The sequence below is a fragment of the Mesorhizobium sp. ZC-5 genome (genome assembly GCF_025753855.1).
Lineage (GTDB): Bacteria > Pseudomonadota > Alphaproteobacteria > Rhizobiales > Rhizobiaceae > Neomesorhizobium.
In genome coordinates, this window is record NZ_JAOWPT010000003.1 from 417,627 (window position 1) to 443,211 (window position 25,585).

Here is a 25,585-nt window from a genome sequence, read left to right on the forward strand (position 1 = left end):
GCAACCGCCTGTTCTCCACAACCCCAGGAATGGCGGTAACGCTAACGCGACCTGCCAAAATGGCTGGCCTTGCGCGAAAGGGTGCGGGCGTCCTATTTAGAAAGAAATCCGGAACAACCGATTCAGCCCGCCTGGCGCTGAACTCTCCTCCTGAAAAGGCAGTCTTTATGAAGCACCCCGCCGACACCTACATGAATCTCGTGCCGATGGTCGTCGAGCAGACCAATCGCGGCGAGCGGGCTTTCGACATCTTTTCGCGGCTGCTGAAGGAACGCATCATCTTCATCACCGGTCCGGTCGAGGACGGCATGGCAACGCTGGTCTGCGCCCAGTTGCTGTTCCTTGAGGCCGAGAATCCGAAGAAAGAGATCAATCTCTACATCAACTCGCCGGGCGGTGTGGTGACCTCGGGCATGGCCATCTACGACACCATGCAGTTCATCAAGCCGCCTGTGGCGACGCTTTGCGTCGGTCAGGCCGCCTCGATGGGGTCGCTGCTGCTGTGCGCCGGGGCCAAGGACATGCGCTTCGCCACGCCGAATGCGCGCATCATGGTGCATCAGCCCTCCGGCGGCTTCCAGGGCCAGGCATCCGACATCGAGCGGCATGCCCAGGACATCATCAAGCTGAAGCGCCGCCTCAACGAGGTCTACGTCAAGCATACCGGCAAGAGCTACGAAGAGATCGAGAAAACGCTCGACCGCGACCACTTCATGACCGCCGACGAGGCCAAGGACTTCGGGCTGATCGACAAGGTGATCACGTCGCGCGAAACGATGGAGGCCGCGGCGGCCAAATAGGCTCGGAAATGCGGGCGGTCCCGGTAGAGATGACGCATTTTTGACGTATATGCGTCATTTCTGTCACAAAAGGCTGTTCCCTCGACGCAAGCGGCATCCTACGTTAAGCCTATGTTGAGCTTCGACGGCTTAGCTTTCAAACGGGGCAGCCGCGAATCATTGCCGCGTTTTCTGAATTGTGTTTGGTACGGAAATGCGCTGCATGAGGCCAACTTTGGGTTGGCGGCGGCGGATTCCCGCCATAGATTGCACTTCAAGCCGCAGCCAGTCGATCGGACCGCGGCACTGAAAGGACTGGGAAAATGAGCAAGGTCAGCAACAGCGGCGGTGACTCCAAGAACACGCTTTACTGCTCGTTCTGCGGCAAGAGCCAGCACGAGGTGCGCAAGCTGATCGCCGGCCCGACGGTGTTCATCTGCGACGAATGCGTCGAACTGTGCATGGACATCATCCGCGAGGAGAACAAGACCTCGATGGTGAAGTCGCGCGAGGGCGTGCCGACACCGCAAGAGATCCTGAAGGTTCTCGACGATTACGTGATCGGCCAGCCCTACGCCAAGCGCGTGCTGTCGGTCGCCGTCCACAACCACTACAAGCGCCTGGCGCACGCCGGCAAGAACAACGATGTCGAACTGGCGAAGTCGAACATCTTGCTGATCGGCCCGACCGGCTGCGGCAAGACGCTGCTGGCGCAGACGCTGGCCCGCATCATCGACGTGCCGTTCACAATGGCCGATGCGACGACGCTGACCGAGGCCGGCTATGTCGGCGAGGACGTCGAGAACATCATCCTGAAGCTCTTGCAGTCCGCCGACTACAATGTCGAGCGGGCGCAGCGCGGCATCGTCTATATCGACGAGATCGACAAGATTTCGCGCAAGTCCGACAATCCCTCGATCACCCGCGACGTGTCGGGCGAGGGCGTCCAGCAGGCGCTGCTGAAGATCATGGAAGGCACGGTCGCCTCGGTGCCGCCGCAGGGCGGCAGGAAGCACCCGCAGCAGGAATTCCTGCAGGTCGACACCGCCAACATCCTGTTCATCTGCGGCGGCGCCTTTGCCGGCCTCGACAAGATCATCTCGGATCGCGGCAGAAAAACCTCGATCGGCTTCGGCGCAACCGTTGCTTCGCCCGAGGATCGGCGCAGTGGCGAGGTTTTCCGCCTGGTCGAGCCGGAGGATTTGCTCAAGTTCGGCCTGATCCCGGAATTCGTCGGCCGCCTGCCGGTGCTGGCGACGCTGGAGGATCTCGACGAGCCGGCGCTGATCTCGATCCTGACCGAGCCGAAGAACGCGCTGGTCAAGCAGTATCAGCGGCTGTTCGAGATGGAGAACGTCGAGCTGACCTTCCACGAGAACGCGCTGTCGGCGATCGCCAAGCGCGCTATCGAGAGGAAGACCGGCGCGCGCGGCCTGCGGTCGATCATGGAAGCGATCCTGCTCGACACGATGTTCGAACTTCCGGCGCTCGACGGGGTCCAGGAAGTGGTTATCTCGGAAGAGGTGGTCTCGGGCAGCGCCCGGCCGCTTTACATCTATTCCGAGAAGGAAAAGGGCTCGGTCAGCGCGTGAGCGTGAAACCGGCGCGATTTGTCGATACGGCGCCCACGGGCGCCGTTTTCGTTCCCGAACGGGCTGCGAAAGCACGGGATGCGATCAGGCTGCACGGTTTTGTGTTTGCCCTTGATCTTTCTCAACTCCGACGCCAACTAACATCATGAGGTTGGGGCTGAACTCCGTGCTAAAACTCCCCGTTGTTCGAACGGTTAGTAGGCGGAACGGCTCGCGGCCGTTAAGATGAGATTCGCGGTTGGCCGTGCGCGGCCGCGAAATGAAAGGTAAGGCAATGGCCAAGATATCCAGGTCGCCCAGTGACGGCGTCTTTGCAGTCCTCCCACTGCGTGACATCGTCGTATTCCCGCACATGATCGTGCCGCTCTTCGTAGGGCGCGAGAAGTCAATCAAGGCGCTGGAAGAAGTCATGGGTCAGGAGAAGCAGATCCTGCTCGCCACCCAGATGAACGCTGCCGATGACGATCCGGCGTCCGACGCCATCTACGACATCGGCACGCTCGCCAACGTATTGCAGTTGCTGAAGCTCCCGGACGGCACCGTGAAGGTGCTGGTCGAAGGGTCTTCGCGCGCCAGGATCGCGTCGTTCACCGACCGGGCCGATTTCCATGAGGCAAAGGCGGTTGTTCTCGCCGAGCCCGAGGAGGAAGAGGTCGAGGTCGAGGCGCTGGCACGTTCGGTGGTCTCGGATTTCGAGAACTACGTCAAGCTGAACAAGAAGATCTCGCCGGAAGTGGTTGGCGCCGCCAGCCAGATCGACGATTATTCCAAGCTCGCCGATACCGTTGCATCGCATCTGGCGATCAAGATTCCCGAGAAGCAGGAAATGCTCGGCACGCTGTCCGTCAAGGAGCGTCTCGAGAAGGCGATGGGCTTCATGGAAGCCGAAATCTCCGTCCTGCAGGTCGAGAAGCGCATCCGCTCGCGCGTCAAGCGCCAGATGGAGAAGACGCAGCGCGAATACTACCTCAACGAGCAGATGAAGGCGATCCAGAAGGAACTCGGCGAGGGCGAGGACGGCCGCGACGAGGCAGCCGAGCTCGAAGAGCGCATCAAGAAGACCAAGCTTTCCAAGGAAGCCCGCGAAAAGGCCGAGGCCGAGCTGAAGAAGCTTCGTACGATGTCGCCGATGTCGGCCGAATCGACGGTTGTGCGCAACTACCTCGACTGGCTGCTGTCGATCCCGTGGGGCAAGAACTCCAAGGTCAAGCAGGACCTGAACTTCGCCCAGGACGTGCTCGATACCGACCATTTCGGCCTCGACAAGGTCAAGGACCGCATCGTCGAATACCTCGCTGTGCAGAGCCGCCAGAAGAAGCTGAAAGGCCCGATCCTGTGCCTCGTTGGCCCTCCCGGCGTCGGCAAGACCTCGCTCGGCAAGTCGATCGCCAAGGCGACCGGCCGCGAATTCATCCGCATGGCGCTCGGCGGCGTGCGTGACGAGGCCGAGATCCGCGGTCACCGCCGCACCTACATCGGCTCGATGCCCGGCAAGGTCATCCAGTCGATGAAGAAGGCGAAGAAGTCCAACCCGCTCTTCCTGCTCGACGAGATCGACAAGATGGGCCAGGATTTCCGTGGCGATCCGTCGTCGGCGCTGCTCGAGGTGCTCGATCCGGAACAGAACTCGACGTTCATGGACCATTATCTCGAGGTCGAATACGACCTGTCGAGCGTGATGTTCGTGACGACCGCCAATACGCTGAACATCCCGGCGCCCCTGATGGATCGCATGGAGATCATCCGTATCGCCGGTTACACCGAGGACGAGAAGGTCGAGATTGCCAAGCGGCACCTGATGCCCAAGGTGGTGCGAGATCACGCCCTGCAGCCGAAGGAGTTTTCCGTCGGCGAGGACGCGATCCGCGGCATCATCCAGACCTACACGCGGGAAGCCGGCGTACGCAGCCTGGAGCGCGAGCTGATGAAGCTCGGGCGCAAGGCGGTGACCGAGATCATCAAGACGAAGAAGAAGTCGGTGACGATTTCGGCGGAAAACCTGTCCGACTACCTCGGCGTGCCGCGCTTCCGCTTCGGCGAGGTCGAGGCAGAGGATCAGGTCGGCGTGGTGACCGGGTTGGCGTGGACCGAGGTCGGCGGCGAACTGCTGACGATCGAAGGCGTGATGATGCCCGGCAAGGGCCGCATGACGGTGACCGGCAACCTGAAAGAGGTGATGAAGGAATCGATCTCGGCGGCGGCATCCTATGTCCGCTCCAGGGCCATCGATTTCGGCGTCGAGCCGCCGCTGTTCGACAAGCGTGACATCCACGTCCACGTGCCGGAGGGTGCTACGCCCAAGGATGGCCCGTCGGCCGGCGTCGGCATGGCAACGGCGATCGTCTCCGTGCTGACCGGCATCCCGGTCAGGGCAGATGTCGCGATGACCGGCGAGATCACGCTGCGCGGCAGGGTGCTGCCGATCGGCGGTCTCAAGGAGAAGCTGCTTGCCGCACTGCGCGGCGGCATCAAGAAGGTGCTGATCCCGGAAGACAACGCCAAGGATCTGGCCGAGATACCGGACAACGTGAAAAGCGGGATGGAAATCATCCCGGTATCGCGGGTCGGCGAGGTCTTGCGGCATGCGCTGGTGCGGATGCCGGAGCCGATCGAATGGGTCGAGCCGGTGGTGACGCCGGGCACCAAGGCCGATATTGCGGACGACACGGGCGCCGGAACTTTCGCGCACTGATCGCCCTTCTACCGACCACAGAAGCGAAGCCGGGCTCTCAGCCCGGCTTTTCTGTGAAAAAAGCCCGGAATTCCGGGCAATTTTACGATTTTTCCGACATTTCCATCTTGGTTCGCGGAACAACTCTTTCTAGAGTTCGTTTCCTGCCGGTCGAGTCGTTTAGTCCGGTCTTCACATGGAAGGATTTTTTTATGAACAAGAACGAACTTGCATCCGCCGTCGCCGAAACGGCGAAAATTTCCAAGGGCGACGCGCAGGCTGCGGTCGATGCGGTGTTTTCCGCCATCACCGGAGAGTTGAAGAAGGGTGGGGATGTCCGGCTCGTTGGCTTCGGCAATTTCTCGGTGTCGAAGCGGGCGGCCACGACCGGCCGCAATCCGCAGACCGGCGCCGAAGTAAAGATCCCGGCCCGTACCGTACCGAAGTTCTCGGCCGGCAAGGGCCTCAAGGACGCTGTCAACTAAGCTCCGCGGAATTTGTTATTGTGAAAGGCCGGGCCAAAAACCCGGCTTTTTTTTGGGGTGCCGCCCGGGTTTACCGGCGTGTCGAATAGACGGGCTCTACGGAGGGCCGATCCACTGCGCCGCGTTGCGGTTCGCTGGGCGGTTCGGGCATCGGCTCGAATTCGGCCGGAACGCTGGCAACTGTTTCCCGGACGATGCGGTAGGCGGCGTATCCGAGGGCCGCGCCGATGAGCAGTCTGATCATGACTTCCTCCTCCGGACTATCGGCCGGAAGTCCGCCGTCTCGGCCGGACAGGCCGCCAGGAACCAGGTGAGGGCGGATAAAATCCTTGTGAACATGATTTGGCGTCTCCGTGTCTCTTGCGAAGAACACGCGGAGGGGATGAATTGTTCCGGGACGACACCAAATCATGCACCCCCGCGGCGGAATTCTCCGCCGGCGGGAACGCAACTGAATAGTTCCGGGCCTGCCGTCTTCAGTTTTCAGCGGGCGTTGTCGGCTAGATTCCGAGCATTTTCTTTGCTTCGCCGAGAGCCGCTTCGGAGCCGGCGTGATCGCCGGCCGCGTGAAGGTCTTCGCCCTGCTTGCGCAATTCCTTGACCTTGGTCATGTCGGCCTCCGAAAGCGAAGCGGTCGGCAGAGCCGCGTCGATTGCGGCCATTTGGGTCGGGCAGGAATTGGCGAATGCGGTTGCGGGGGCGAGGGTCAGCAGGAGTGCAAGTGAAATGGAGCGTAACATCATGGTCCTCCCTGCGGGTTGAGAAATGCACTGCGTGACCGGCACATCATGACACGGTGACGGCTGGCCTGCCTCTAAAAACGGCATTGCGTTGCGTTTTATTCCCGACACGGGTGCTGCCTGTCCGGGAATCGATGACCATCGCAGCCGGTTATGACCGGCGAGCAGGCGCTGGGAATTTCCGCCGGGCACCCTCCAGTATGTTGGGTGCCGCTCGAACCGGTCGGCTTCGGATATGTCTTCGGCGTTGGAGAAGGCCGGTCGGTGGCGATGGTGGGCGATGACAGGCTCGAACTGCCGACATCTTCGGTGTAAACGAAGCGCTCTACCAACTGAGCTAATCGCCCGATCCGGGCGGACGTTTAAGCGGTTCCGACCGTGACCGCAAGGCCAAATCGCCTTGCCGCAGCGGCCATTGGGGCAGGCTTTGCCGACTTATCGAAAAAGCACGCGAGAGATACCGGAAAGCGTGTCGGGCCTGCTTGACACTCCCCGCTGAACCCCTTAATCCACCGCGCAACGACGCAACGCCTTGTTGTCGGCGTTAGTGCGCGGGTGTAGCTCAGTCGGTTAGAGTGCCGGCCTGTCACGCCGGAGGTCGCGGGTTCGAGCCCCGTCACTCGCGCCATTTCCTTTCAATAGCTTAGCTGTGTCTGGATTTTGCGGTTTCAACTTCCGCCTCCGCCGAGTTTCAACTTTTCGTGCTTGTTGCGTTCCTCGCCGAGAGGTTTTCGCCTCCGGAGGCGCGCAGCATCGGCTTCACGCACGGCCGGCACGTATGTCCGCTGAAGCGTTTCGTTCTGGTCTATCGAATTGCCCATCTTGGCTAAAATCGCCTCGACGCTGTCGTTCGCCTCGACCGCGCCGGTGTCGCAGTCGGGCTTGCCATGTGGCTGACGGGATGCTCCGGCCGGTGCTGTCCGACCAGAGCATCTTTTGTTGCCTACGGACTTCGGGGGTCGAGGCACAGCCTTACCCTTGGGGCCATGGCACGTGCTTGGCAATACACCTGCGGGCATAGGTTTTCATTCAGCGCCGCGAAGCTCCTGTTCGGAACACACGCTGCCGGGCGTCCTGCCGCCATGCACGACAGCAGCAAACGATCTCGCGCAGATGATGCAGGTTCGCGCGATCTCGCGGCGCTCGGCCATCTATGTCTCCGGTCGTATTGCAAGCACTTCGTCGCAGGCGTCATGGTAGGCAGTGCCTTCATCCCGCCACCCCCGTAGGCACCAAGATGCTCCGGTCGTGAGAGTACTTGGTCCGACCGGAGCGTCTTTGATCCAGCGGCGTGATGGTACTGGTTAGCGGACGACGGCGTTGATTTCATTGCCGGCATCGACCAGCCCCAACCCTCTCCATTCGCCGGCTAGTACCCTGACGACGTTGGAAAGGCCGGCTCCCCCTCAAGCCGGCTTTTCCTGTGTCAGTTCCGCGGGGGAGGCAGTGCGCCATCCCCAGGTCAAGCCGGCCCTATCGCGATGCCACCAATAGCCTTTAGACCCGCAGGGTCGCTTAGCGTCTCGGCACCGCCGGTCTCTTTGTAGACCGCGATGGCGCATCGGCGGCTATCCAATTTTCAGGCCGCGTGGACCATGGTTTTGCGCTGGTTGGACTTGCGCTACCATGCGGCCTGCGCTAACCCTCGCCGCGCTGCAGCATGACCGTTGCGCGAGGCTCGAACAGCCAAACTGTCGCGGTTTCACATTCCGGTTCAATGCTATAGTTAAGGTGGATCGCCCGCCAACGGAAAGTCGGACCATGAACGCTCTCCTGAGTTCATATCTGCCCATTGTGATCTTCATCGGCGTGGCCCTCGCGGTGGGCTTGGCGCTGATCGTGGCTCCCTTCCTGGTCGCCTACCGCAATCCGGATCCGGAGAAGCTTTCGGCTTATGAATGCGGCTTCAACGCCTTCGACGACGCGCGCATGAAATTCGACATCCGCTTCTACCTGGTGTCGATTCTCTTCATCATCTTCGACCTCGAAGTGGCCTTCCTGTTTCCGTGGGCGGTATCGTTCGGCAAGATCGGCATGCTCGGTTTCTGGTCGATGATGGTCTTCCTCGGCGTGCTGACCATCGGATTCATCTACGAGTGGAAAAAGGGAGCGTTGGAATGGGATTGAACGACGCTTCCGGCACGCTTGTCGCACCGAAGCCGAAAGGCATCATCGATCCGAACACCGGCAAGCCGGTCGGTTCGGATGATCGCTTTTTCGGCGAACTGAACAATGAGCTTTCCGACAAGGGTTTCATCGTCACCTCGTCCGAGGCGCTGATCACCTGGGCGCGCACCGGTTCGCTGATGTGGATGACCTTCGGGCTGGCCTGCTGTGCGGTGGAGATGATGCACATCTCGATGCCGCGCTACGACGCCGAGCGATTCGGCATCGCGCCGCGCGCCTCTCCGCGCCAGTCGGACGTGATGATCGTCGCCGGCACGTTGACCAACAAGATGGCGCCGGCGCTGCGCAAGGTCTACGACCAGATGCCCGAGCCGCGCTATGTCATTTCCATGGGCTCCTGCGCCAATGGCGGCGGCTACTATCACTATTCCTATTCGGTGGTGCGCGGCTGCGACCGGGTCGTTCCGGTCGACATCTACGTGCCCGGCTGCCCGCCCACCGCGGAGGCGCTGCTCTACGGCATCCTGATGCTGCAGAAGAAGATCCGCCGCACCGGCACGATCGAGCGGTAGAACTTCATCATGAGCGAAGCCCTCGAAACCCTTGCGACGCACCTCAAGGCAAAGCTGGACGGCAAGATCCGCGATGCGGTGATGGCCTATGGCGAACTGACGCTCTCGGTTGAGGCGGCCGAAATCGCCGGCGTGCTGACTTTCCTGCGCGACGACCGGCAATGCCAATTCGTTTCGTTCATCGACATCAGCGGTGCCGACTATCCGTCGCGGCCGAACCGCTTCGACGTCGTCTACCACCTGCTGTCGCCGAAACAGAACCTGCGCATCCGCGTCAAGGTGACGACCGACGAGGTAACGATGGTTCCTTCGGTCACCGGCGTCTATCCGGGCGCCGACTGGTTCGAGCGCGAGGCTTACGATCTTTACGGCATCCTGTTCTCGGGCCATCCGGATCTGCGGCGGCTGCTCACTGACTACGGCTTCGAAGGGCATCCCCTGCGCAAGGATTTTCCGCTGACCGGCTTCGTCGAGGTGCGTTACGACGACGAGATGAAGCGCGTGGTCTACGAGCCGGTGGAGTTGAAGCAGGAATTCCGCAATTTCGATTTTCTGTCGCCCTGGGAAGGGACGGACTACGTCCTGCCGGGCGACGAAAAAGCCAAGGCCAATTGAGGCGCCGACATGGAAGAAGGCGGTAAATTGACTGGTGGGTGCCTGTGCGGCGCGGTGCGTTTTGCCGCGACGCCGTTGAAGGCCGAGATGGATGTCTGCCATTGCAGCATGTGCCAGCAGTGGTCGGGTGGCGTGTTCATGTCCACCAGCTGCGGCGGCACTCTGGAAATCGTCAAGGGTCAGGATCAGCTCGGCCTCTACCGGTCGTCGGAATGGGCTGAGCGCGGTTTCTGCCGCAACTGCGGGTCGTCGCTGTTCTGGCGCGGCATTGCCGATGGCCATGTTGCCGTCTCCATGCAGGCGTTCGACGACGCCAGCCGGTTCAGCTTCGCGGAAGAGATATTCATCGACGAGAAACCCGCGACCTATTCGTTCGCGAACCAGACACGCAAGATGACGGGAGCGGAGGTCATTGCGGCCTACGCGGCCAAACAGGAAGCCGGTCATGGCTGAGACGCAGGTCCGCAACTTCAACATCAATTTCGGCCCTCAGCACCCGGCCGCGCACGGCGTCCTGCGTCTCGTGCTCGAGCTTGACGGCGAGGTCGTCGACCGTGTCGATCCGCATATCGGCCTCCTGCACCGCGGCACCGAAAAGCTGATCGAGGCGAAGACCTATCTGCAGGCGATTCCGTATTTCGACCGCCTCGACTATGTCGCGCCGATGAACCAGGAGCACGCCTTTTCGCTGGCCGTCGAACGGTTGCTCGGCATCGACGTGCCAAAACGCGGCCAGATCATCCGCGTGCTCTATTCCGAGATAGGCCGCATCCTCTCGCATCTCCTCAACGTCACCACGCAGGCGATGGACGTCGGTGCGCTGACGCCGCCGCTGTGGGGCTTCGAGGAACGCGAGAAGCTGATGGTGTTCTACGAGCGGGCCTGCGGCGCGCGCATGCATGCGGCCTATTTTCGGCCGGGCGGTGTGCACCAGGATCTGCCCGAGAAACTGGTCGAGGACATCGGCAAGTGGATCGATCCGTTCCTGCAGACGGTGAAGAACCTCGACGATCTGCTGACGCCCAACCGCATCTTCAAGCAGCGCAACGTCGATATCGGTGTGGTGTCACTCGACGATGCCTGGGCGTGGGGCTTTTCCGGCGTCATGGTACGCGGTTCCGGTGCTGCATGGGACCTGCGCAAGTCGCAGCCCTATGAATGCTACCCGGAAATGGAATTCGACATCCCGATCGGCAAGAACGGCGATTGCTACGACCGCTACCTGATCCGCATGGAGGAAATGCGCCAGTCGGCGAAAATCATGCGCCAGTGCGTTGACTTGCTGCTCGGCAAGGAAAAGGTCGGGCCGGTTTCGAACATGGATGGCAAGGTGGTGCCGCCGAAGCGTCCGGCGATGAAGCGCTCGATGGAGGCGCTGATCCATCACTTCAAGCTCTACACCGAAGGCTATCGCGTGCCAGCCGGCGAGGTCTATGCTGCCGTCGAGGCGCCGAAGGGCGAGTTCGGCGTCTATCTGGTTTCCGACGGTACCAACAAGCCTTACCGCTGCAAGTTGCGGGCGCCGGGCTTTGCGCACCTGCAGGCGATGGATTTCCTGTGCCGGGGCCACATGCTGGCTGACATCTCAGCCGTTCTCGGCTCCCTCGACATCGTGTTTGGCGAGGTCGACCGATGATGGTGGCACTGCCGAAAGCGAAAATGAATGCGAGTGAGTATCTGCGTTGGTCGCAAGCGCAGGACGACGGTCGTTTTGAGCTGGTTGGCGGTGAGGTCGTTATGATGTCCCCGGAAACGGTGCGCCATGTTCAAATCAAGAATGAGGCTTGGCTGGCTCTAAGGAACGCCATCTCGAAAGCGGGTATTGGCTGCACTGCCTACGGTGATGGGGCGGGGGTGAAGATCAACGAAACGACGGTGCGCGAACCTGACGTGTCCGTTCAATGTGCACCAGCCGATCCGGATTCCTTGCTGCTCGATCAGCCCATTGTTGTCGTTGAAGTGGTTTCACCGTCAAGTTCACGAAGCGATACCGGCGCCAAGGTTGCGGAATATTTCCGGGTGCCGAGCATCCTGCACTACTTGATCATTGACCCGGCCAGCCGGGCAGTCATCCAGCATAGCCGGACCGTGGGCTCATCCAGCATTGTGACGAATATCCATCGCTCGGGTTCCATCACTCTCGATCCTCCAGGCTTGGAGGTTCGAGTTGAAGATTTGCTCGCCAAAGACAGCCGCAGCGAAGAAGAAGTGTAAAATGTCCGTCCGCAGACTTGCAGAGCCAGCCGTCCAGCCAGCCAGCTTCGCCTTCAACAAGGCGAATGCGGCATCGGCAAAACAGTGGATCAACAAATATCCGAAGGGGCGTGAGCAATCGGCGGTCATTCCGCTTTTGATGCTGGCGCAGGAGCAGGAAGGCTGGGTCACCAAATCGGCAATCGAATCGATCGCCGATTTGCTGGAAATGCCCTACATCCGCGCGCTGGAAGTGGCGACGTTCTACACGCAGTTCCAGTTGAAGCCGGTCGGCACGCGTGCCCACGTTCAGGTGTGCGGCACGACCCCGTGCATGCTGCGCGGCTCGGAAGCGCTGATGGATGTCTGCCGCTCGAAAATCCATCACGAGCAGTTCCACACCAACGACGCCGGCACGCTCTCGTGGGAGGAGGTCGAATGCCTCGGCGCCTGCGTGAACGCGCCGATGGTGATGATTTTCAAGGATACTTTCGAGGACCTGACGCCGGAGCGGCTTGGCGAGATCATCGACGAGTTCGAGGCGGGCAAGGGTGCCAAGGTACCGGTGGGACCGCAGGTCAAGCGGATCTACTCGGCGCCGGAATCCGGCCTGACCTCGCTGCGGAGCGAAAAGCCGATCCTCAAGGCGGCGCGTGCCGAGGAAGCCAAGGAGGCAGCCAAGGCCGCCGCCGTCGTGCCACCGTCGAATGCAGCCAAGCCCAAGACGGAAGCATCGGAGACGAACCCGACGCTGAAGGCGCCTGCAAAGGCCGCCAAGAAACCCGCACCGGCAGCCGAAACACCGTCGCCGGCGCCGAAATTCAGCGCTGCGCAGGCTGACAAGGCCGAACCTGCCGTCGAAGCGGTGAAGGACAAGAAGCGCACCCGGCCGATCCCGCTCAAGCCCGCCGAAGGCGCCTACCAGGCGCCGGAAATGCTCAAGGGCGAGCCGATCGGCGCGGGTGGCAAGAAGGTGGCGGCCAAGCAGTCAAAACCGTCGCTGACCGACAAGAACCGCCCGGCTGCCGTCAAGAAGCCTGCCGCCGTCGATGATCTCAAGCTGATCTCCGGCGTCGGCCCGAAGATCGAGGTCGTCCTGCATGATCTCGGCATCTTCACCTTCGCGCAGGTCGCTTCGTGGAAGAAGGCCGAGCGCGACTGGGTTGACGGTTATCTGAACTTCAAGGGCCGCATCGAGCGCGACGACTGGGTGAAACAGGCCAAGGCGCTCGCCAAGGGCGGGGTCGCCGAATACATCCGCGTCTTCGGCAAGAAGCCGGTCTGAGGGACGAAACATGCTTCAGGACAAGGACCGCATCTTCAACAACATCTACGGCCAGTTCGACAAGTCGCTGGCCGGCGCGCAGGCGCGCGGCCACTGGGACAATACCCCGGGGCTGATCGCCAAGGGCCGCGAATGGATCGTCAACGAGATGAAGGCGTCGGGCCTGCGCGGCCGTGGCGGCGCCGGCTTCCCGACCGGCCTGAAATGGTCGTTCATGCCCAAGCAGAGCGACGGGCGTCCGAGCTATCTCGTCGTCAACGCCGACGAGTCCGAGCCGGGCACCTGCAAGGACCGCGATATCTTGCGCCATGACCCGCATACGCTGGTCGAGGGCTGCCTGGTCGCCGGCTTCGCCATGGGTGCGATTGCCGCTTATATCTATGTGCGCGGCGAGTTCATCCGCGAGCGCGAGGCGCTGCAGCGCGCCATCGACGAGGCTTATGCCGCCAAGCTGATCGGCAAGGGCAACACCTCGGGCTACGATTTCGACATCTACGTCCATCACGGCGCCGGCGCTTATATCTGCGGCGAGGAAACCGCGCTGCTTGAAAGCCTGGAAGGCAAGAAGGGCCAGCCGCGCCTGAAGCCGCCTTTCCCGGCCAATGTCGGCCTCTACGGCTGCCCGACCACGGTCAACAATGTCGAGTCGATCGCTGTTGCGCCGACCATCCTGCGCCGCGGCGCTTCATGGTTCTCGTCCTTCGGCCGGCCGAACAATGTCGGCACCAAGCTGTTCTGCATCTCCGGGCACGTGAACAATCCGTGCACGGTCGAAGAAGCCATGTCGATCCCGTTCCGCGAACTGATCGAGACGCATTGTGGCGGCATTCGCGGGGGCTGGGACAATCTTCTGGCGGTCATTCCGGGCGGCGCCTCGGTGCCGCTGGTGCCGGCCGAGCAGATCATCGACGTGCCGATGGATTTCGACGCGCTGCGCGATCTTAAGTCGGGCCTCGGCACGGCGGCGGTGATCGTCATGGACAAGTCGACCGACATCGTGAAGGCGATTGCCCGGCTCAGCTATTTCTACAAGCATGAGAGCTGCGGCCAGTGCACGCCGTGCCGCGAAGGCACCGGTTGGATGTGGCGGGTCATGGAGCGCCTGGTGCGCGGCGAAGCGCAGAAGCGTGAGATCGACATGCTGCTCGACGTGACCAAGCAGGTGGAAGGCCACACGATCTGCGCGCTGGGCGACGCGGCCGCGTGGCCGATCCAGGGCCTGATGCGGCATTTCCGCGGCGAAGTGGAGCGGCGCATCGACGAGTTTTCGCGCAACGCGCACCGCGCGGAGCCGGTGCTGGTGGCGGCGGAATAGGACGAACTTTCGAAAGTGCGGGCCACAAGGTCCGAAGGAAACGGCAGGAAAGAGGGTACTAGGAAGAACGGCAAGGAGATCTGCCAATGTCGATGTTTCCAATCCCCGATGAATTGTTGCCTGACGCGAAGAAACTGGAAGAGATGAGCAAGGAACTGTCCGCACTGATGCCGAAGGAGTTTACCGGCGCCGTCAATCTGATGGTGCATCCGGTGGCCGGCGTCGCTGCTGTTTCCGCGCTCGGGCTTGGCGCCGCCAGCCATGCCTTCGGCATCTGGATGGGCGCCGTCGCCGGTGCGGCCGAGATGTCGCAGCGCATGTTCACGCCATTCTTCGACGAAGCGAAGCTCGACGATTTCCGCGACAGGACGAACACGCCGGTCAAACGCGCCCGGGCTGCGGCAGATACGCTGATTGCCGACGCGCAGACTGTGGCGCGCGAGACCGCGAAGGTCGTTGCGAAAGCCGTCGAGCCTGTCATCAAGGCCAAGCCGGCGCCGGTCGAGAAACCTAAAGCCGAAATTGTCAAAAAGGCCGTGAACCAGGTTCCGGAAGCTTTTGAAAAAGCGAACGAAAAACTTGTCACGCCTGCGGCCGTCGAAACCGCCGCCGACCTGATGCCGGAGGATTTCCGCCAGCCGAAGGCGATTGCGAAGCCGAAGAAACCTGATGACCTGAAGCTGATTTCCGGTGTCGGCCCGAAACTGGAGACGGTTCTGAATGGTCTGGGCGTCTGGACCTACGCGCAGATCGCCGAACTCGGCCGCGAGGAGATCGCCTGGCTTGAGGATTATTTCGGCTTCAAGGGCCGTATCGGCCGTGACGGCTGGATCGGGCAGGCGTTGAAGCTGGCCGAGGGACGCGAAAGCTAGCGATGTGGGCGTGGGAAAACTCTCAGAAGCTTTCGGAGTTGGGAACCGCCAGCGGTTTCATGCTGACCATCTTTGTGGTCGTTCTGGGCATCTGGCAGTATTTCAAATCCATCCAGATAGACCACGAGTCATCCGCCAAACAGCTCTATGCGGAATACCAGACACTCGCCTTCGAAAATCCCGAGATGGCCAATCCGTCGCTGGCGAACGTCGACTACGATGCGCTCACCTTCGACGGCGACCGGCTGAAATTCGAGAAATACGAGTGGTTCGTCAGCTACATGGAAACCATGGCGGAAGAGATCTTCGCGCTGTCGAAACGGAGCGACTGGGGCCACACACTGCAAGAGCAACTGCGCTACCACCAGCAATATTTCGCATCGAAGCACTATGAAAGTTCCGGATACTACCGGAACGTGACGCCTGAAATCAGCGAGCTGATCGGTCGGCTCAATCCAAATCTACGGAACGTCCAGCATGGCTAAGCTCAAGGTCGACGGCAAAGAGATCGAGGTACCCGACCACTACACGCTGCTGCAGGCGGCGGAAGAGGCCGGCGCGGAAGTGCCGCGTTTCTGCTTCCATGAGCGGCTGTCGATCGCCGGCAATTGCCGCATGTGCCTGGTCGAGGTGAAGGGCGGACCGCCGAAGCCGGCGGCCTCCTGCGCCATGGGCGTGCGCGATCTGCGCCCCGGACCGAATGGCGAAGCGCCGGAGATCTTCACCAATACGCCGATGGTGAAGAAGGCCCGCGAGGGCGTCATGGAATTCCTGCTGATCAACCATCCGCTCGACTGCCCGATCTGCGACCAGGGCGGCGAATGCGACCTGCAGGACCAGGCGATGGCGTTCGGCGTCGATGCCTCGCGCTATCACGAGAACAAGCGCGCCGTCGAAGACAAGTACATCGGCCCGCTGGTCAAGACGATCATGAACCGCTGCATCCATTGCACGCGGTGCGTCCGCTTCACTACCGAGGTGGCGGGCATTTCCGAGCTCGGCCTGATCGGCCGCGGCGAGGACGCCGAGATCACCACCTATCTCGAAAGCGCCATGACCTCGGAACTGCAGGGCAACGTCATCGACCTCTGCCCGGTCGGCGCGCTGACCTCGAAGCCCTACGCTTTCCAGGCGCGGCCGTGGGAACTGACCAAGACCGAATCGATCGACGTGATGGACGCGGTCGGCTCTGCGATCCGCGTCGATTCCAGAGGCCGTGAAGTGATGCGCATCATGCCGCGCGTCAACGAAGAGGTGAACGAGGAGTGGATCTCGGACAAGACCCGCTTCATCTGGGACGGCTTGCGCACCCAGCGCCTCGACAGGCCGTATGTGCGCTCGGGCGGCAAGCTGAAGCCGGCGACCTGGCCGGAAGCCTTTGCGGCGGTGAAGAAGGCCGTCGACAAGACCAGCGGCGAGAAAATCGGCGCGATTGCCGGCGATCTCGCAACCGTCGAGGAGATGTATGCGCTGAAGCTTTTGATGCTGTCGCTCGGCTCGGCGAATACCGATTGCCGCCAGGACGGCACGGCGCTCGATCCGGCACTCGGCCGTGCCAGCTATCTGTTCAACCCCACCATCGAAGGCATCGAGAAGGCCGATGCCGTGCTGATCATCGGCGCCAATCCGCGTTGGGAGGCTTCCGTCCTCAATGCGCGCATCCGCAAGCGCTGGCGCGCCGGCAACCTGCCGGTCGGCGTCATCGGCGATGTCGGCGACCTCAGATACGACTACGAGATGCTGGGCGCGGGTCCGGACACGCTGAAGGAACTGGCGGACGGCAACGGCAAATTCTTCCAGGTACTCAAGAAAGCATCGCGCCCGCTGATCATCGTCGGGCAGGGCGCGTTGGCGCGTGCCGACGGCAAGCCGGTGCTCGGTCTTGCGGCGAAACTCGCCGGAGCGGTCGGTGCGGTGACGCCGGAATGGAACGGCTTTGCGGTGCTGCACACGGCTGCCGCGCGCGTCGGCGGCCTCGATGTCGGCTTCGTGCCGGGCAAGGGCGGCAAGGACGTCGCCGAAATGCTCGGCTCGTCCGACGTGCTGTTCCTGCTCGGTGCCGACGAACTCGACCTGAAGAGCGCCGGTGAGGCTTTTGTCGTCTATATCGGCAGCCATGGCGATGCCGGCGCACACCGTGCGGATGTGGTGCTGCCGGGTGCTGCCTATACCGAGAAGTCGGGCACCTACGTCAACACCGAAGGCCGCGTGCAGCAGACCAATCGTGCCGGCTTCGCGCCGGGCGAAGCAAAGGAAGATTGGGCGATCCTGCGTGCGCTGTCCGACGTGCTCGGCAAAAAACTGCCGTTCGATTCGCTTCCGCAACTGCGCGCCAGGCTGCACGCCGAATTCCCGCATTTCGCCGCGATCGACCATGTGGGCCCGGCGGATGCTGGTGCGATCTCGGCCGCGGCCAAGCTCGGCGGACGCCTCGGCAAGGCTGCATTTGCCTCGCCGGTCAAAGACTTCTATCTGACGAACCCGATCGCGCGGGCCTCCGCCGTCATGGCCGAATGTTCGGCCCTGGCGAAGGGCGGCTTCAAGCAGGCAGCCGAGTAAGGGCGGGGCATGGAAGACACATTTTTCTCCTTCTACGTGCTGCCGGCGCTGATCGTGCTTCTGAAGTCGGTCGTGCTGATCGTCGTGCTTCTGATTTTCGTCGCCTACATCCTTTATGCCGACCGCAAGATCTGGGCTGCCGTGCAGCTTCGCCGCGGGCCAAACGTGGTCGGGCCGTGGGGGCTGCTGCAAGCTTTTGCCGATCTCTTGAAGTTCGTATTCAAGGAGCCGGTCATCCCCTCCGGCGCCAACAAGGGCGTTTTTCTTCTCGCGCCGCTGGTGTCGGCGGTGCTGGCGCTTGCCGCCTGGGCGGTCATTCCCGTCGCCGACGGCTGGGCGATCGCCAACGTCAATGTCGGCATCCTCTACGTCTTCGCCATCTCGTCGCTGGAAGTCTACGGCGTCATCATGGGTGGCTGGGCGTCGAACTCGAAATATCCGTTCCTCGGCGCGCTGCGCTCGGCAGCGCAGATGGTGTCGTACGAAGTGTCGATCGGCTTCGTCATCATCACGGTGCTGCTCTGCGTCGGTTCCCTGAACCTCACCGACATCGTGATGTCGCAGGGCGACGGCATCGGCACCCGCCTCGGCTTGCCCAACAGCTTCCTCGACTGGCACTGGCTGGCGCTGTTCCCGATGTTCATCGTGTTCTTCATCTCGGCGCTCGCCGAGACGAACCGGCCGCCCTTCGACCTGGTCGAGGCCGAATCGGAACTCGTCGCCGGCCACATGATCGAATACTCGTCGACGCCGTTCCTGCTGTTCTTCCTCGGCGAATACGTCGCGATCGTGCTGATGTGCGCGCTCACCACGATCCTGTTCCTCGGCGGCTGGCTGCCACCCTTCGACTTCGCGCCGTTCACCTGGGTGCCGGGCGTCATCTGGTTCGTGCTGAAGGTGTGCATGGTGTTCTTCATGTTCGCCATGGTGAAGGCGTTCGTGCCGCGCTACCGCTACGACCAGCTGATGCGGCTGGGCTGGAAGGTGTTCCTGCCGATCTCGCTGGCAATGGTGGTGATCACCGCGGCCGTCCTCAAACTGACGGGGATGGCGTGATGTCAGGCATGTGGAGCGGCGCACTGATCGGCCTGGCCCTGGGCATTGTCGGGTTCGTCGCAATGCGGGCGCTCGCGAGTCGCGTCGAACTGCCCGAGACCAAAACAGTCCTCAAGCTGGCGTCCATCGTCGACCTCGCACTGCTTCCAGTCCTCGGCGCTTTCGCCGGCGGGCTGATCACTGGAGATTAAGTTCATGTCAGCGCTAGCCCAAGCCGCCAAGTCGCTGCTTCTGAAGGATTTCGTCGGCGCCTTCTTCCTGTCGATGCGGCAGTTCTTCGCGCCCAAGGCGACGCTGAACTATCCGCACGAAAAGGGGCCGATCTCGCCGCGCTTCCGCGGTGAGCACGCGCTGCGCCGCTATCCCAATGGCGAGGAACGCTGCATCGCCTGCAAGCTCTGCGAGGCGATCTGCCCGGCGCAGGCGATCACCATCGAGGCCGGCCCGCGCCGCAACGATGGCACGCGGCGTACCGTGCGCTACGACATCGACATGGTGAAGTGCATCTATTGCGGCTTCTGCCAGGAGGCCTGCCCGGTCGACGCCATCGTGGAGGGGCCGAATTTCGAGTTCGCGACCGAGACGCGCGAGGAGCTTTATTACGACAAGGACAAGCTCCTGGCCAACGGCGACCGGTGGGAGCGCGAGATCGCGCGCAACATCGCTTTGGATGCGCCGTATCGGTGAGGTTTGAATGATGGACGACCGCGTGCCGGTCGTCTAAGGAACACGCGGCTTGCGGACCGGAGGCGGGCGCTGGCCAGAGAGGGGCAGGGTGCTTCGGCATTCTTGCCAGGAAGATCGGGATACCCATGCTTAACGGATTAGAGGCGGCATTTTTCTACCTCTTCGCCTTTATTGCGATCGGAGCGGCCTTCATGGTCATCTCCGCGCGCAATCCCGTGCACTCGGTGCTCTACCTGATCCTGACCTTCTTCAACGCGGCTGGGCTGTTCCTGCTAACCGGCGCCGAATTCCTGGCGATGATCCTGCTCGTCGTCTATGTCGGCGCCGTCGCCGTCCTGTTCCTGTTCGTCGTCATGATGCTCGACGTCGACTTTGCCGAACTGAAGAGCGGCGCCCTGCAATATGCGCCGGTCGGGGCGCTGGTCGGGCTGATCCTCGCGGCCGAACTGATCGCTGTGCTCGGCGGCTATGCCTTTACGCCGCAGCTTGCCGGCGGCATCGCCAAGCCGATCCCGGATATCGCCACGACGCACAACACGGCGGCACTCGGCGACGTGCTCTACACAGACTACATCTTCTTCTTCCAGATCGCCGGCCTCGTTCTCCTGGTCGCCATGATCGGCGCCATCGTGCTGACGCTGCGCCACAAGGAAGGGGTCAAGCGGCAGTCGATCCCGGCGCAGGTGGCGCGCACGCCGGCCACGGCGATCGAGATCAAAAAAGTCGAGACGGGCAAGGGGCTTTGACGATGGTAGTCGGCATCTCACACTATCTGACCCTCTCGGCGATCCTGTTCACGCTTGGCGTGTTCGGCATTTTCCTGAACCGCAAGAACATCATCATCATCCTGATGTCGATCGAACTCATCCTGCTTGCCGTCAACATCAACTTCGTGGCGTTTTCGGCAGCGCTCGGCGATCTCGTCGGCCAGGTTTTCGCGCTGTTCGTGCTGACGGTGGCCGCCGCCGAAGCGGCGATCGGGCTTGCCATTCTCGTCGTCTTCTTCCGCAACCGCGGCTCGATCGCGGTCGAAGACGTCAACATGATGAAGGGCTGACGGGACCAAGATGCTTTACAACGTCATCGTCTTCCTGCCGCTTCTCGGTTTTCTGATCGCCGGCCTGCTCGGCAATCAGATCGGCGCCAAGGCGTCCGAATACATCACCTCGGGTTTCCTGGTGGTGTCGGCGGTGTTGTCATGGGTCGCCTTCTTCTCGGTCGGCTTCTCCGAGACGGAGACGTTCACCGTGCCGGTGCTGCGCTTCATCCAGTCGGGCTCGCTCGAGGCCGACTGGGCGCTGAGGATCGACACGCTGACCGTCGTCATGCTGGTGGTGGTCAACACCGTCTCGGCGTTGGTGCACATCTACTCCATCGGCTACATGCACCACGATCCGCACCGGCCGCGCTTCTTCGCCTATCTGTCGCTGTTCACCTTTGCCATGCTGATGCTGGTGACCTCCGGCAACCTGGTGCAGATGTTCTTCGGCTGGGAAGGCGTCGGTCTCGCCTCCTATCTGCTGATCGGCTTCTGGTACAAGAAGCCATCGGCCAACGCCGCGGCGATCAAGGCTTTCGTCGTCAATCGCGTTGGCGATTTCGGCTTCGCGCTCGGCATCTTCGGCGTGTTCGTGCTGTTCGGCTCGGTCAATCTCGACACCATCTTCGCCAATGCGGCGTCGTTCATTCCGGCTGCGGCACACGGCGCCGAGGCTGGTGCTGCGGCAACCGCCGAGCATGGCGAGACGGTACTCAATTTCCTCGGCTACGCGCTCGACAAGCAGGCAGCCCTCACCGTCGTCTGCCTGCTGCTGTTCATGGGCGCCATGGGCAAGTCGGCGCAGGTGCCGCTCCACACCTGGCTGCCCGACGCCATGGAAGGCCCGACGCCGGTGTCGGCGCTGATCCATGCCGCCACCATGGTCACCGCCGGCGTCTTCATGCTGGCCCGCCTGTCGCCGCTGTTCGAACTGTCGCACACGGCGCTGATCGTGGTCACCTTCGTCGGTGCCTTTACCGCCTTCTTCGCGGCGACCGTCGGCCTGGTGCAGAACGACATCAAGCGCGTCATCGCCTATTCGACCTGCTCGCAGCTCGGTTACATGTTCGTGGCGCTCGGCCTCGGCTTCTATTCGGCGGCGATCTTTCACCTGTTCACCCACGCCTTCTTCAAGGCGCTGCTGTTCCTCGGCTCCGGTTCCGTCATCCACGCGGTTTCAGACGAGCAGGACATGCGTAATATGGGCGGCCTGCGGAAGCTCATCCCGTACACCTACTGGATGATGATCATCGGCACGCTGGCGCTGACCGGCGTCGGCATCCCGTTCACCATCATCGGCACCGCCGGCTTCTTCTCCAAGGACGCCATCATCGAATCGTCCTTCATCGCCCACAATCCGATGGCCGGCTTCGCCTTCATCATGCTGACGATCGCCGCCTGCTTCACCAGCTTCTATTCTTGGCGCCTGATTTTCATGACCTTCCATGGTGAGCCGCGGGCCAGCCACGACGTCATGCACCATGTGCATGAATCGCCGCCGGTGATGCTGGTGCCGCTGGTCATCCTCGCCGCCGGCGCTCTGTTTGCCGGCGTCATCTTCCACGGGCCGTTCATCGGCGAAGGTTACGAGGATTTCTGGCGGACCGCGCTGTTCACGCTGCCGGACAACCACATCCTGCACGATTTCCACGATGTGCCGTTCTGGGTGAAGCTGGCGCCGTTCGTCGCCATGCTCGCCGGCTTCTTCGTCGCCTACCAGTTCTACATCCGCTCGCCGGAAACGCCGAAGCAACTGGCCGCACAGCATCGCGGGCTCTACGCCTTCCTGCTCAACAAGTGGTATTTCGACGAACTCTACGATTTCCTGTTCGTCAATCCGGCCAAGCGCCTCGGCACTTTCCTGTGGAAGAAGGGTGACGGTGCGGTCATCGACGGCCTCGGTCCTGACGGCATTTCCGCGCGGGTCGTCGACGTCACCAACCGGGTGGTGAAGCTGCAGAGCGGCTATCTCTACCACTACGCCTTCGCAATGCTGATCGGGGTCGCGGCGCTGGTCACCTGGATGATGCTCGGGAGCTCGTTCTAGATCATGACCGACTGGCCCATTCTTTCCGCGGTCACCTTCCTGCCGCTGGTCGGCGTGCTCCTGATCCTGTTCGTGCGCGACGACAACGAAAGCGCGCGCCGCAACGTGCGCATGATCGCGCTGTGGACGACCGTCATCACGTTCGTGCTGTCGGTCTTCATCTGGACGGGCTTCGACAATTCCGATCCCGGTTTCCAGTTCGTCGAGAAGACGGGATGGCTGGATTCGGGCATTTCCTATCACATGGGCGTCGACGGCATTTCGATGCTGTTCGTCATCCTGACGACGTTCCTGATGCCGTTCTGCATCCTGGCCAGCTGGGAATCGGTGGAGAAGCGCGTCAAGGAATACATGATCGCCTTCCTGATCCTGGAAACGCTGATGATCGGCGTGTTCTGCGCGCTGGATATCGTGCTGTTCTACGTGTTCTTCGAGGCCGGCCTCATCCCGATGTTCATCATCATCGGTGTCTGGGGCGGCAAGCGGCGCGTCTATGCCAGCTTCAAATTCTTCCTCTACACGCTGCTCGGTTCGGTGCTGATGTTGCTCGCCATCATGGCGATGTTCTGGCAGGCCGGCACCACCGACATCCCGACGCTCTTGGCGCACGATTTCCCGGCCAACATGCAGACGTGGCTATGGCTGGCCTTCTTCGCGTCCTTCGCGGTGAAGATGCCGATGTGGCCGGTGCACACCTGGCTGCCGGACGCGCACGTCGAGGCGCCGACGGCGGGCTCCGTCATCCTGGCCGCGATCCTGCTGAAGATGGGCGGCTACGGCTTCCTCCGCTTCTCGCTGCCGATGTTCCCGCTCGCCTCTGAATATTTCGCGCCCTTCGTGTTCACGCTCTCGGTCGTCGCCATCATCTACACCTCGCTGGTGGCGCTGATGCAGGAGGACATGAAGAAGCTGATCGCCTATTCCTCGGTCGCCCACATGGGCTACGTGACGATGGGCATCTTCGCGATGAACCAGGAGGGCATCCAGGGGTCGATCTTCCAGATGCTGTCGCACGGCCTCGTCTCGGGCGCGCTGTTCCTCTGCGTCGGCGTCGTTTACGACCGCATGCACACCCGCGAGATCGCCGCCTATGGCGGGCTGGTCAACAACATGCCGAAATACGCGGTGGTGTTCCTGATCTTCACCATGGCCAATGTCGGTCTGCCGGGCACCAGCGGCTTCATCGGCGAATTCCTGACGCTGCTCGGCGTCTTCAAGGTCAACACCTGGGTAGCGCTGTTCGCCACCACCGGCGTCATCCTGTCGGCGGCCTACGCGCTCTGGCTCTACCGCAAGGTGATCTTCGGCGCGCTGACGAAGGAAAGCCTCAAGGGCCTGCTCGACCTGTCGCCGCGCGAAAAGACGATCATCTATCCGCTGGCGATCCTGGTCATCTTCTTCGGCGTCTATCCGGCGCCGGTGTTCGACGCGACTGCGGAATCGGTCAAGTCGCTGGTCAACAACGTAACCGTATCGCTCGGCGCGCAGACCGCGACGGCGCACTGACAAGGCGGAACCATGGACCTCTCGACGAGCCTTTCGCTGGCGACACCGGAACTGATCATCGCAATCGGCGCGATGGTGCTGCTGATGGTGGGCGTCTATTCAAGCGAACGCCTCAACAGGACGATCAGCGTGCTCGCGGCGGTGCTGCTGCTGGTCGCCGCCGGCTGGATTCTTGTCTATCCGGCTGACGGAGAAGCCTTTGGCAAAGCTTTTGTCAGCGATCCGTTCTCGCGTTTCATGAAGCTGCTGGCGCTGATCGGCTCGGCGGTGACGCTGATCATGTCGCTCTCCTTCGCCAAGCAGGAAAAATTCGACAAGTTCGAGTTCCCGGTGCTCATCCTTCTGTCGACGCTCGGTATGATGCTGATGATTTCGGCGAACGACATGCTGACGCTCTATCTCGGCCTCGAATTGCAGTCGCTGGCGATCTACGTGCTTGCCGCCATCAATCGCGACAGCCTGCGCTCGACCGAGGCGGGCCTGAAGTATTTCGTCCTCGGTGCCCTGTCCTCGGGCATGCTGCTCTACGGCATCAGCCTCGTCTACGGCTACACCGGCAACACGGGCTTCGATGCGATCGCGACCGCGCTGACCGGCGCCGAGCGGCAGCTCGGCCTGGTCTTCGGCCTGGTGTTCGTGCTTGCCGGCCTGGCCTTCAAGATTTCCGCGGTGCCGTTCCACATGTGGACGCCCGACGTCTATGAGGGCGCACCGACGCCGGTAACCGCCTTCATGGCGGCAGCACCCAAGATGGCGGCGATGGCCCTGACGGTGCGCGCCACAATGGGCGCCTTCGAGCCGATCGCCGCCGACTGGCAGCAGATCATCGTCTTCATTTCGATCGCCTCGATGGCGCTCGGCTCCTTCGCCGCGATCGGCCAGACCAACATCAAGCGGCTGATGGCCTATTCGTCGATCGGACATATCGGCTTCGCGCTGGTTGGCCTCGCTTCGAACTCCGAGGCCGGTGTGCGCGGCGTCGCCATCTACATGCTGATCTACCTGGCGATGACGCTCGGTACCTTCGCCTTCATCCTCGCCATGCGCCGCAACGACAGGAATGTCGAACAGATCGACGAACTGGCCGGCCTTTCGGCGACCAATCCGGTCATGGCAACGATCCTCACCATCCTGATGTTCTCGCTTGCCGGCATCCCGCCGCTCGCCGGTTTCTGGGCGAAATGGTACGTGTTCCTCGCCGCCATCAACGCCAATCTCTACGCCCTGGCGGTGATCGGCGTGCTGACCTCGGTGGTGGGCGCCTATTATTATCTGCGCATCATCAAGATCATGTGGTTCGACGAGCCGAAGGGCGCGTTCCAGCCGATGGCGGGCGAATTGCGGCTGGTGCTCGGTCTTTCCGGCGCCTTCGTTCTTTTCTACGTGCTGATCGGCGGTCCCATCGGCACCATGGCGGCAGCAGCTGCCAAGACGTTCTTCTGAGG

General features: G+C 61.9%; 26 protein-coding genes and 2 tRNA genes. 24 read left to right on the forward strand and 4 right to left on the reverse strand.

The genetic code is table 11. From position 1 onward, the window contains the following. Positions 1 to 167: 167 nt before the first annotated feature. From clpP to OHD58_RS10655, 4 genes are all read left to right on the forward strand, one after another. Positions 168 to 800: an ATP-dependent Clp endopeptidase proteolytic subunit ClpP gene (gene clpP / locus OHD58_RS10640; protein WP_263803217.1), complete on the forward strand. Its 633-nt coding sequence runs from the start codon at positions 168 to 170 to the stop codon at positions 798 to 800. A 302-nt stretch (positions 801 to 1,102) separates the two neighbouring features. Next, on the forward strand, positions 1,103 to 2,371 hold the full coding sequence (clpX, locus tag OHD58_RS10645) for an ATP-dependent Clp protease ATP-binding subunit ClpX (protein WP_263803218.1): 1,269 nt from the start codon (positions 1,103 to 1,105) through the stop codon (positions 2,369 to 2,371). 274 nt (positions 2,372 to 2,645) lie between these two features. Continuing rightward, complete coding sequence (gene lon / locus OHD58_RS10650; RefSeq protein ID WP_263803219.1) at positions 2,646 to 5,063, forward strand: endopeptidase La; 2,418 nt, start codon at positions 2,646 to 2,648, stop codon at positions 5,061 to 5,063. Positions 5,064 to 5,254: 191 nt separating this feature from the next. Next, positions 5,255 to 5,527: an HU family DNA-binding protein gene (locus OHD58_RS10655; RefSeq protein ID WP_263803220.1), complete on the forward strand. Its 273-nt coding sequence runs from the start codon at positions 5,255 to 5,257 to the stop codon at positions 5,525 to 5,527. A 70-nt stretch (positions 5,528 to 5,597) separates the two neighbouring features. Here OHD58_RS10655 and OHD58_RS10660 read toward each other — a convergent pair whose 3' ends face one another. The 3 genes from OHD58_RS10660 to OHD58_RS10670 all read right to left on the reverse strand — a co-directional run bounded on the left by OHD58_RS10660 (position 5,598) and on the right by OHD58_RS10670 (position 6,614). Next, positions 5,598 to 5,771 (reverse strand): hypothetical protein, encoded by a 174-nt coding sequence (locus tag OHD58_RS10660; protein WP_263803222.1) that lies wholly within the window; start codon positions 5,769 to 5,771, stop codon positions 5,598 to 5,600. 256 nt (positions 5,772 to 6,027) lie between these two features. Further along, a complete protein-coding gene (locus OHD58_RS10665) occupies positions 6,028 to 6,267 on the reverse strand; it encodes a hypothetical protein (protein WP_263803223.1) in 240 nt (79 codons plus the stop codon). A 271-nt stretch (positions 6,268 to 6,538) separates the two neighbouring features. Further along, a tRNA-Val gene (locus OHD58_RS10670) sits at positions 6,539 to 6,614 on the reverse strand. Positions 6,615 to 6,818: 204 nt separating this feature from the next. Here OHD58_RS10670 and OHD58_RS10675 point away from each other — a divergent pair. After that, positions 6,819 to 6,895 (forward strand) — tRNA-Asp (locus OHD58_RS10675). A 397-nt stretch (positions 6,896 to 7,292) separates the two neighbouring features. Here the strand turns inward: OHD58_RS10675 and OHD58_RS10680 are convergent. Then, positions 7,293 to 7,418 carry a hypothetical protein gene (locus OHD58_RS10680; RefSeq protein ID WP_263803224.1) on the reverse strand — a complete coding sequence of 42 codons (126 nt, stop codon included), beginning with the start codon at positions 7,416 to 7,418 and terminating at the stop codon, positions 7,293 to 7,295. A 610-nt stretch (positions 7,419 to 8,028) separates the two neighbouring features. Here OHD58_RS10680 and OHD58_RS10685 point away from each other — a divergent pair. The 19 genes from OHD58_RS10685 to nuoN all read left to right on the forward strand — a co-directional run bounded on the left by OHD58_RS10685 (position 8,029) and on the right by nuoN (position 25,583). Further along, positions 8,029 to 8,394 carry an NADH-quinone oxidoreductase subunit A gene (locus OHD58_RS10685; protein ID WP_263803226.1) on the forward strand — a complete coding sequence of 122 codons (366 nt, stop codon included), beginning with the start codon at positions 8,029 to 8,031 and terminating at the stop codon, positions 8,392 to 8,394. Further along, on the forward strand, positions 8,385 to 8,966 hold the full coding sequence (locus OHD58_RS10690) for a NuoB/complex I 20 kDa subunit family protein (RefSeq protein WP_263803228.1): 582 nt from the start codon (positions 8,385 to 8,387) through the stop codon (positions 8,964 to 8,966). Before OHD58_RS10685 ends, OHD58_RS10690 begins: the two co-directional genes overlap by 10 nt. 9 nt (positions 8,967 to 8,975) lie before the next feature. Then, complete coding sequence (locus OHD58_RS10695; protein WP_263803229.1) at positions 8,976 to 9,581, forward strand: NADH-quinone oxidoreductase subunit C; 606 nt, start codon at positions 8,976 to 8,978, stop codon at positions 9,579 to 9,581. A 9-nt stretch (positions 9,582 to 9,590) separates the two neighbouring features. Further along, positions 9,591 to 10,034, forward strand: coding sequence for a GFA family protein (locus OHD58_RS10700; RefSeq protein ID WP_263803230.1), 444 nt, complete (start codon positions 9,591 to 9,593; stop codon positions 10,032 to 10,034). Next, positions 10,027 to 11,217 (forward strand): NADH-quinone oxidoreductase subunit D, encoded by a 1,191-nt coding sequence (locus OHD58_RS10705; RefSeq protein ID WP_263803231.1) that lies wholly within the window; start codon positions 10,027 to 10,029, stop codon positions 11,215 to 11,217. The genes OHD58_RS10700 and OHD58_RS10705 overlap by 8 nt, the downstream gene beginning before the upstream one ends. Then, complete coding sequence (locus OHD58_RS10710) at positions 11,214 to 11,795, forward strand: Uma2 family endonuclease (RefSeq protein WP_263803232.1); 582 nt, start codon at positions 11,214 to 11,216, stop codon at positions 11,793 to 11,795. The genes OHD58_RS10705 and OHD58_RS10710 overlap by 4 nt, the downstream gene beginning before the upstream one ends. A gap of 1 nt (position 11,796) precedes the next feature. Continuing rightward, on the forward strand, positions 11,797 to 13,059 hold the full coding sequence (locus tag OHD58_RS10715) for an NADH-quinone oxidoreductase subunit E (protein WP_263803233.1): 1,263 nt from the start codon (positions 11,797 to 11,799) through the stop codon (positions 13,057 to 13,059). Between the two features lie 10 nt (positions 13,060 to 13,069). Then, entirely contained in the window at positions 13,070 to 14,374 is a 1,305-nt protein-coding gene (nuoF, locus tag OHD58_RS10720) for an NADH-quinone oxidoreductase subunit NuoF (protein WP_263803234.1), read from the forward strand. 86 nt (positions 14,375 to 14,460) lie between these two features. Beyond that, on the forward strand, positions 14,461 to 15,246 hold the full coding sequence (locus OHD58_RS10725; RefSeq protein WP_263803235.1) for an NADH-ubiquinone dehydrogenase: 786 nt from the start codon (positions 14,461 to 14,463) through the stop codon (positions 15,244 to 15,246). Between the two features lie 59 nt (positions 15,247 to 15,305). After that, complete coding sequence (locus tag OHD58_RS10730) at positions 15,306 to 15,731, forward strand: hypothetical protein (RefSeq protein ID WP_263803236.1); 426 nt, start codon at positions 15,306 to 15,308, stop codon at positions 15,729 to 15,731. Then, positions 15,724 to 17,805: an NADH-quinone oxidoreductase subunit NuoG gene (gene nuoG, locus OHD58_RS10735; RefSeq protein ID WP_263803237.1), complete on the forward strand. Its 2,082-nt coding sequence runs from the start codon at positions 15,724 to 15,726 to the stop codon at positions 17,803 to 17,805. Before OHD58_RS10730 ends, nuoG begins: the two co-directional genes overlap by 8 nt. A 9-nt stretch (positions 17,806 to 17,814) precedes the next feature. Further along, positions 17,815 to 18,861, forward strand: coding sequence for an NADH-quinone oxidoreductase subunit NuoH (nuoH, locus tag OHD58_RS10740; protein ID WP_263803238.1), 1,047 nt, complete (start codon positions 17,815 to 17,817; stop codon positions 18,859 to 18,861). After that, on the forward strand, positions 18,861 to 19,052 hold the full coding sequence (locus OHD58_RS10745) for a hypothetical protein (RefSeq protein ID WP_263803239.1): 192 nt from the start codon (positions 18,861 to 18,863) through the stop codon (positions 19,050 to 19,052). Before nuoH ends, OHD58_RS10745 begins: the two co-directional genes overlap by 1 nt. Before the next feature lie 4 nt (positions 19,053 to 19,056). Continuing rightward, complete coding sequence (gene nuoI / locus OHD58_RS10750; RefSeq protein WP_149757084.1) at positions 19,057 to 19,548, forward strand: NADH-quinone oxidoreductase subunit NuoI; 492 nt, start codon at positions 19,057 to 19,059, stop codon at positions 19,546 to 19,548. Between the two features lie 125 nt (positions 19,549 to 19,673). Continuing rightward, positions 19,674 to 20,294, forward strand: a complete 621-nt coding sequence (locus OHD58_RS10755) for an NADH-quinone oxidoreductase subunit J (protein WP_263803241.1) — start codon at positions 19,674 to 19,676, stop codon at positions 20,292 to 20,294. Positions 20,295 to 20,296: 2 nt separating this feature from the next. After that, positions 20,297 to 20,605: an NADH-quinone oxidoreductase subunit NuoK gene (nuoK, locus tag OHD58_RS10760; protein WP_263803242.1), complete on the forward strand. Its 309-nt coding sequence runs from the start codon at positions 20,297 to 20,299 to the stop codon at positions 20,603 to 20,605. A gap of 10 nt (positions 20,606 to 20,615) precedes the next feature. After that, positions 20,616 to 22,634, forward strand: coding sequence for an NADH-quinone oxidoreductase subunit L (gene nuoL, locus OHD58_RS10765; RefSeq protein ID WP_263803243.1), 2,019 nt, complete (start codon positions 20,616 to 20,618; stop codon positions 22,632 to 22,634). A 3-nt stretch (positions 22,635 to 22,637) separates the two neighbouring features. Further along, positions 22,638 to 24,140 carry an NADH-quinone oxidoreductase subunit M gene (locus OHD58_RS10770; protein WP_263803244.1) on the forward strand — a complete coding sequence of 501 codons (1,503 nt, stop codon included), beginning with the start codon at positions 22,638 to 22,640 and terminating at the stop codon, positions 24,138 to 24,140. A gap of 12 nt (positions 24,141 to 24,152) precedes the next feature. Then, positions 24,153 to 25,583 (forward strand): NADH-quinone oxidoreductase subunit NuoN, encoded by a 1,431-nt coding sequence (gene nuoN / locus OHD58_RS10775; protein WP_263803245.1) that lies wholly within the window; start codon positions 24,153 to 24,155, stop codon positions 25,581 to 25,583. The last annotated feature ends 2 nt before the right edge of the window (positions 25,584 to 25,585 follow it).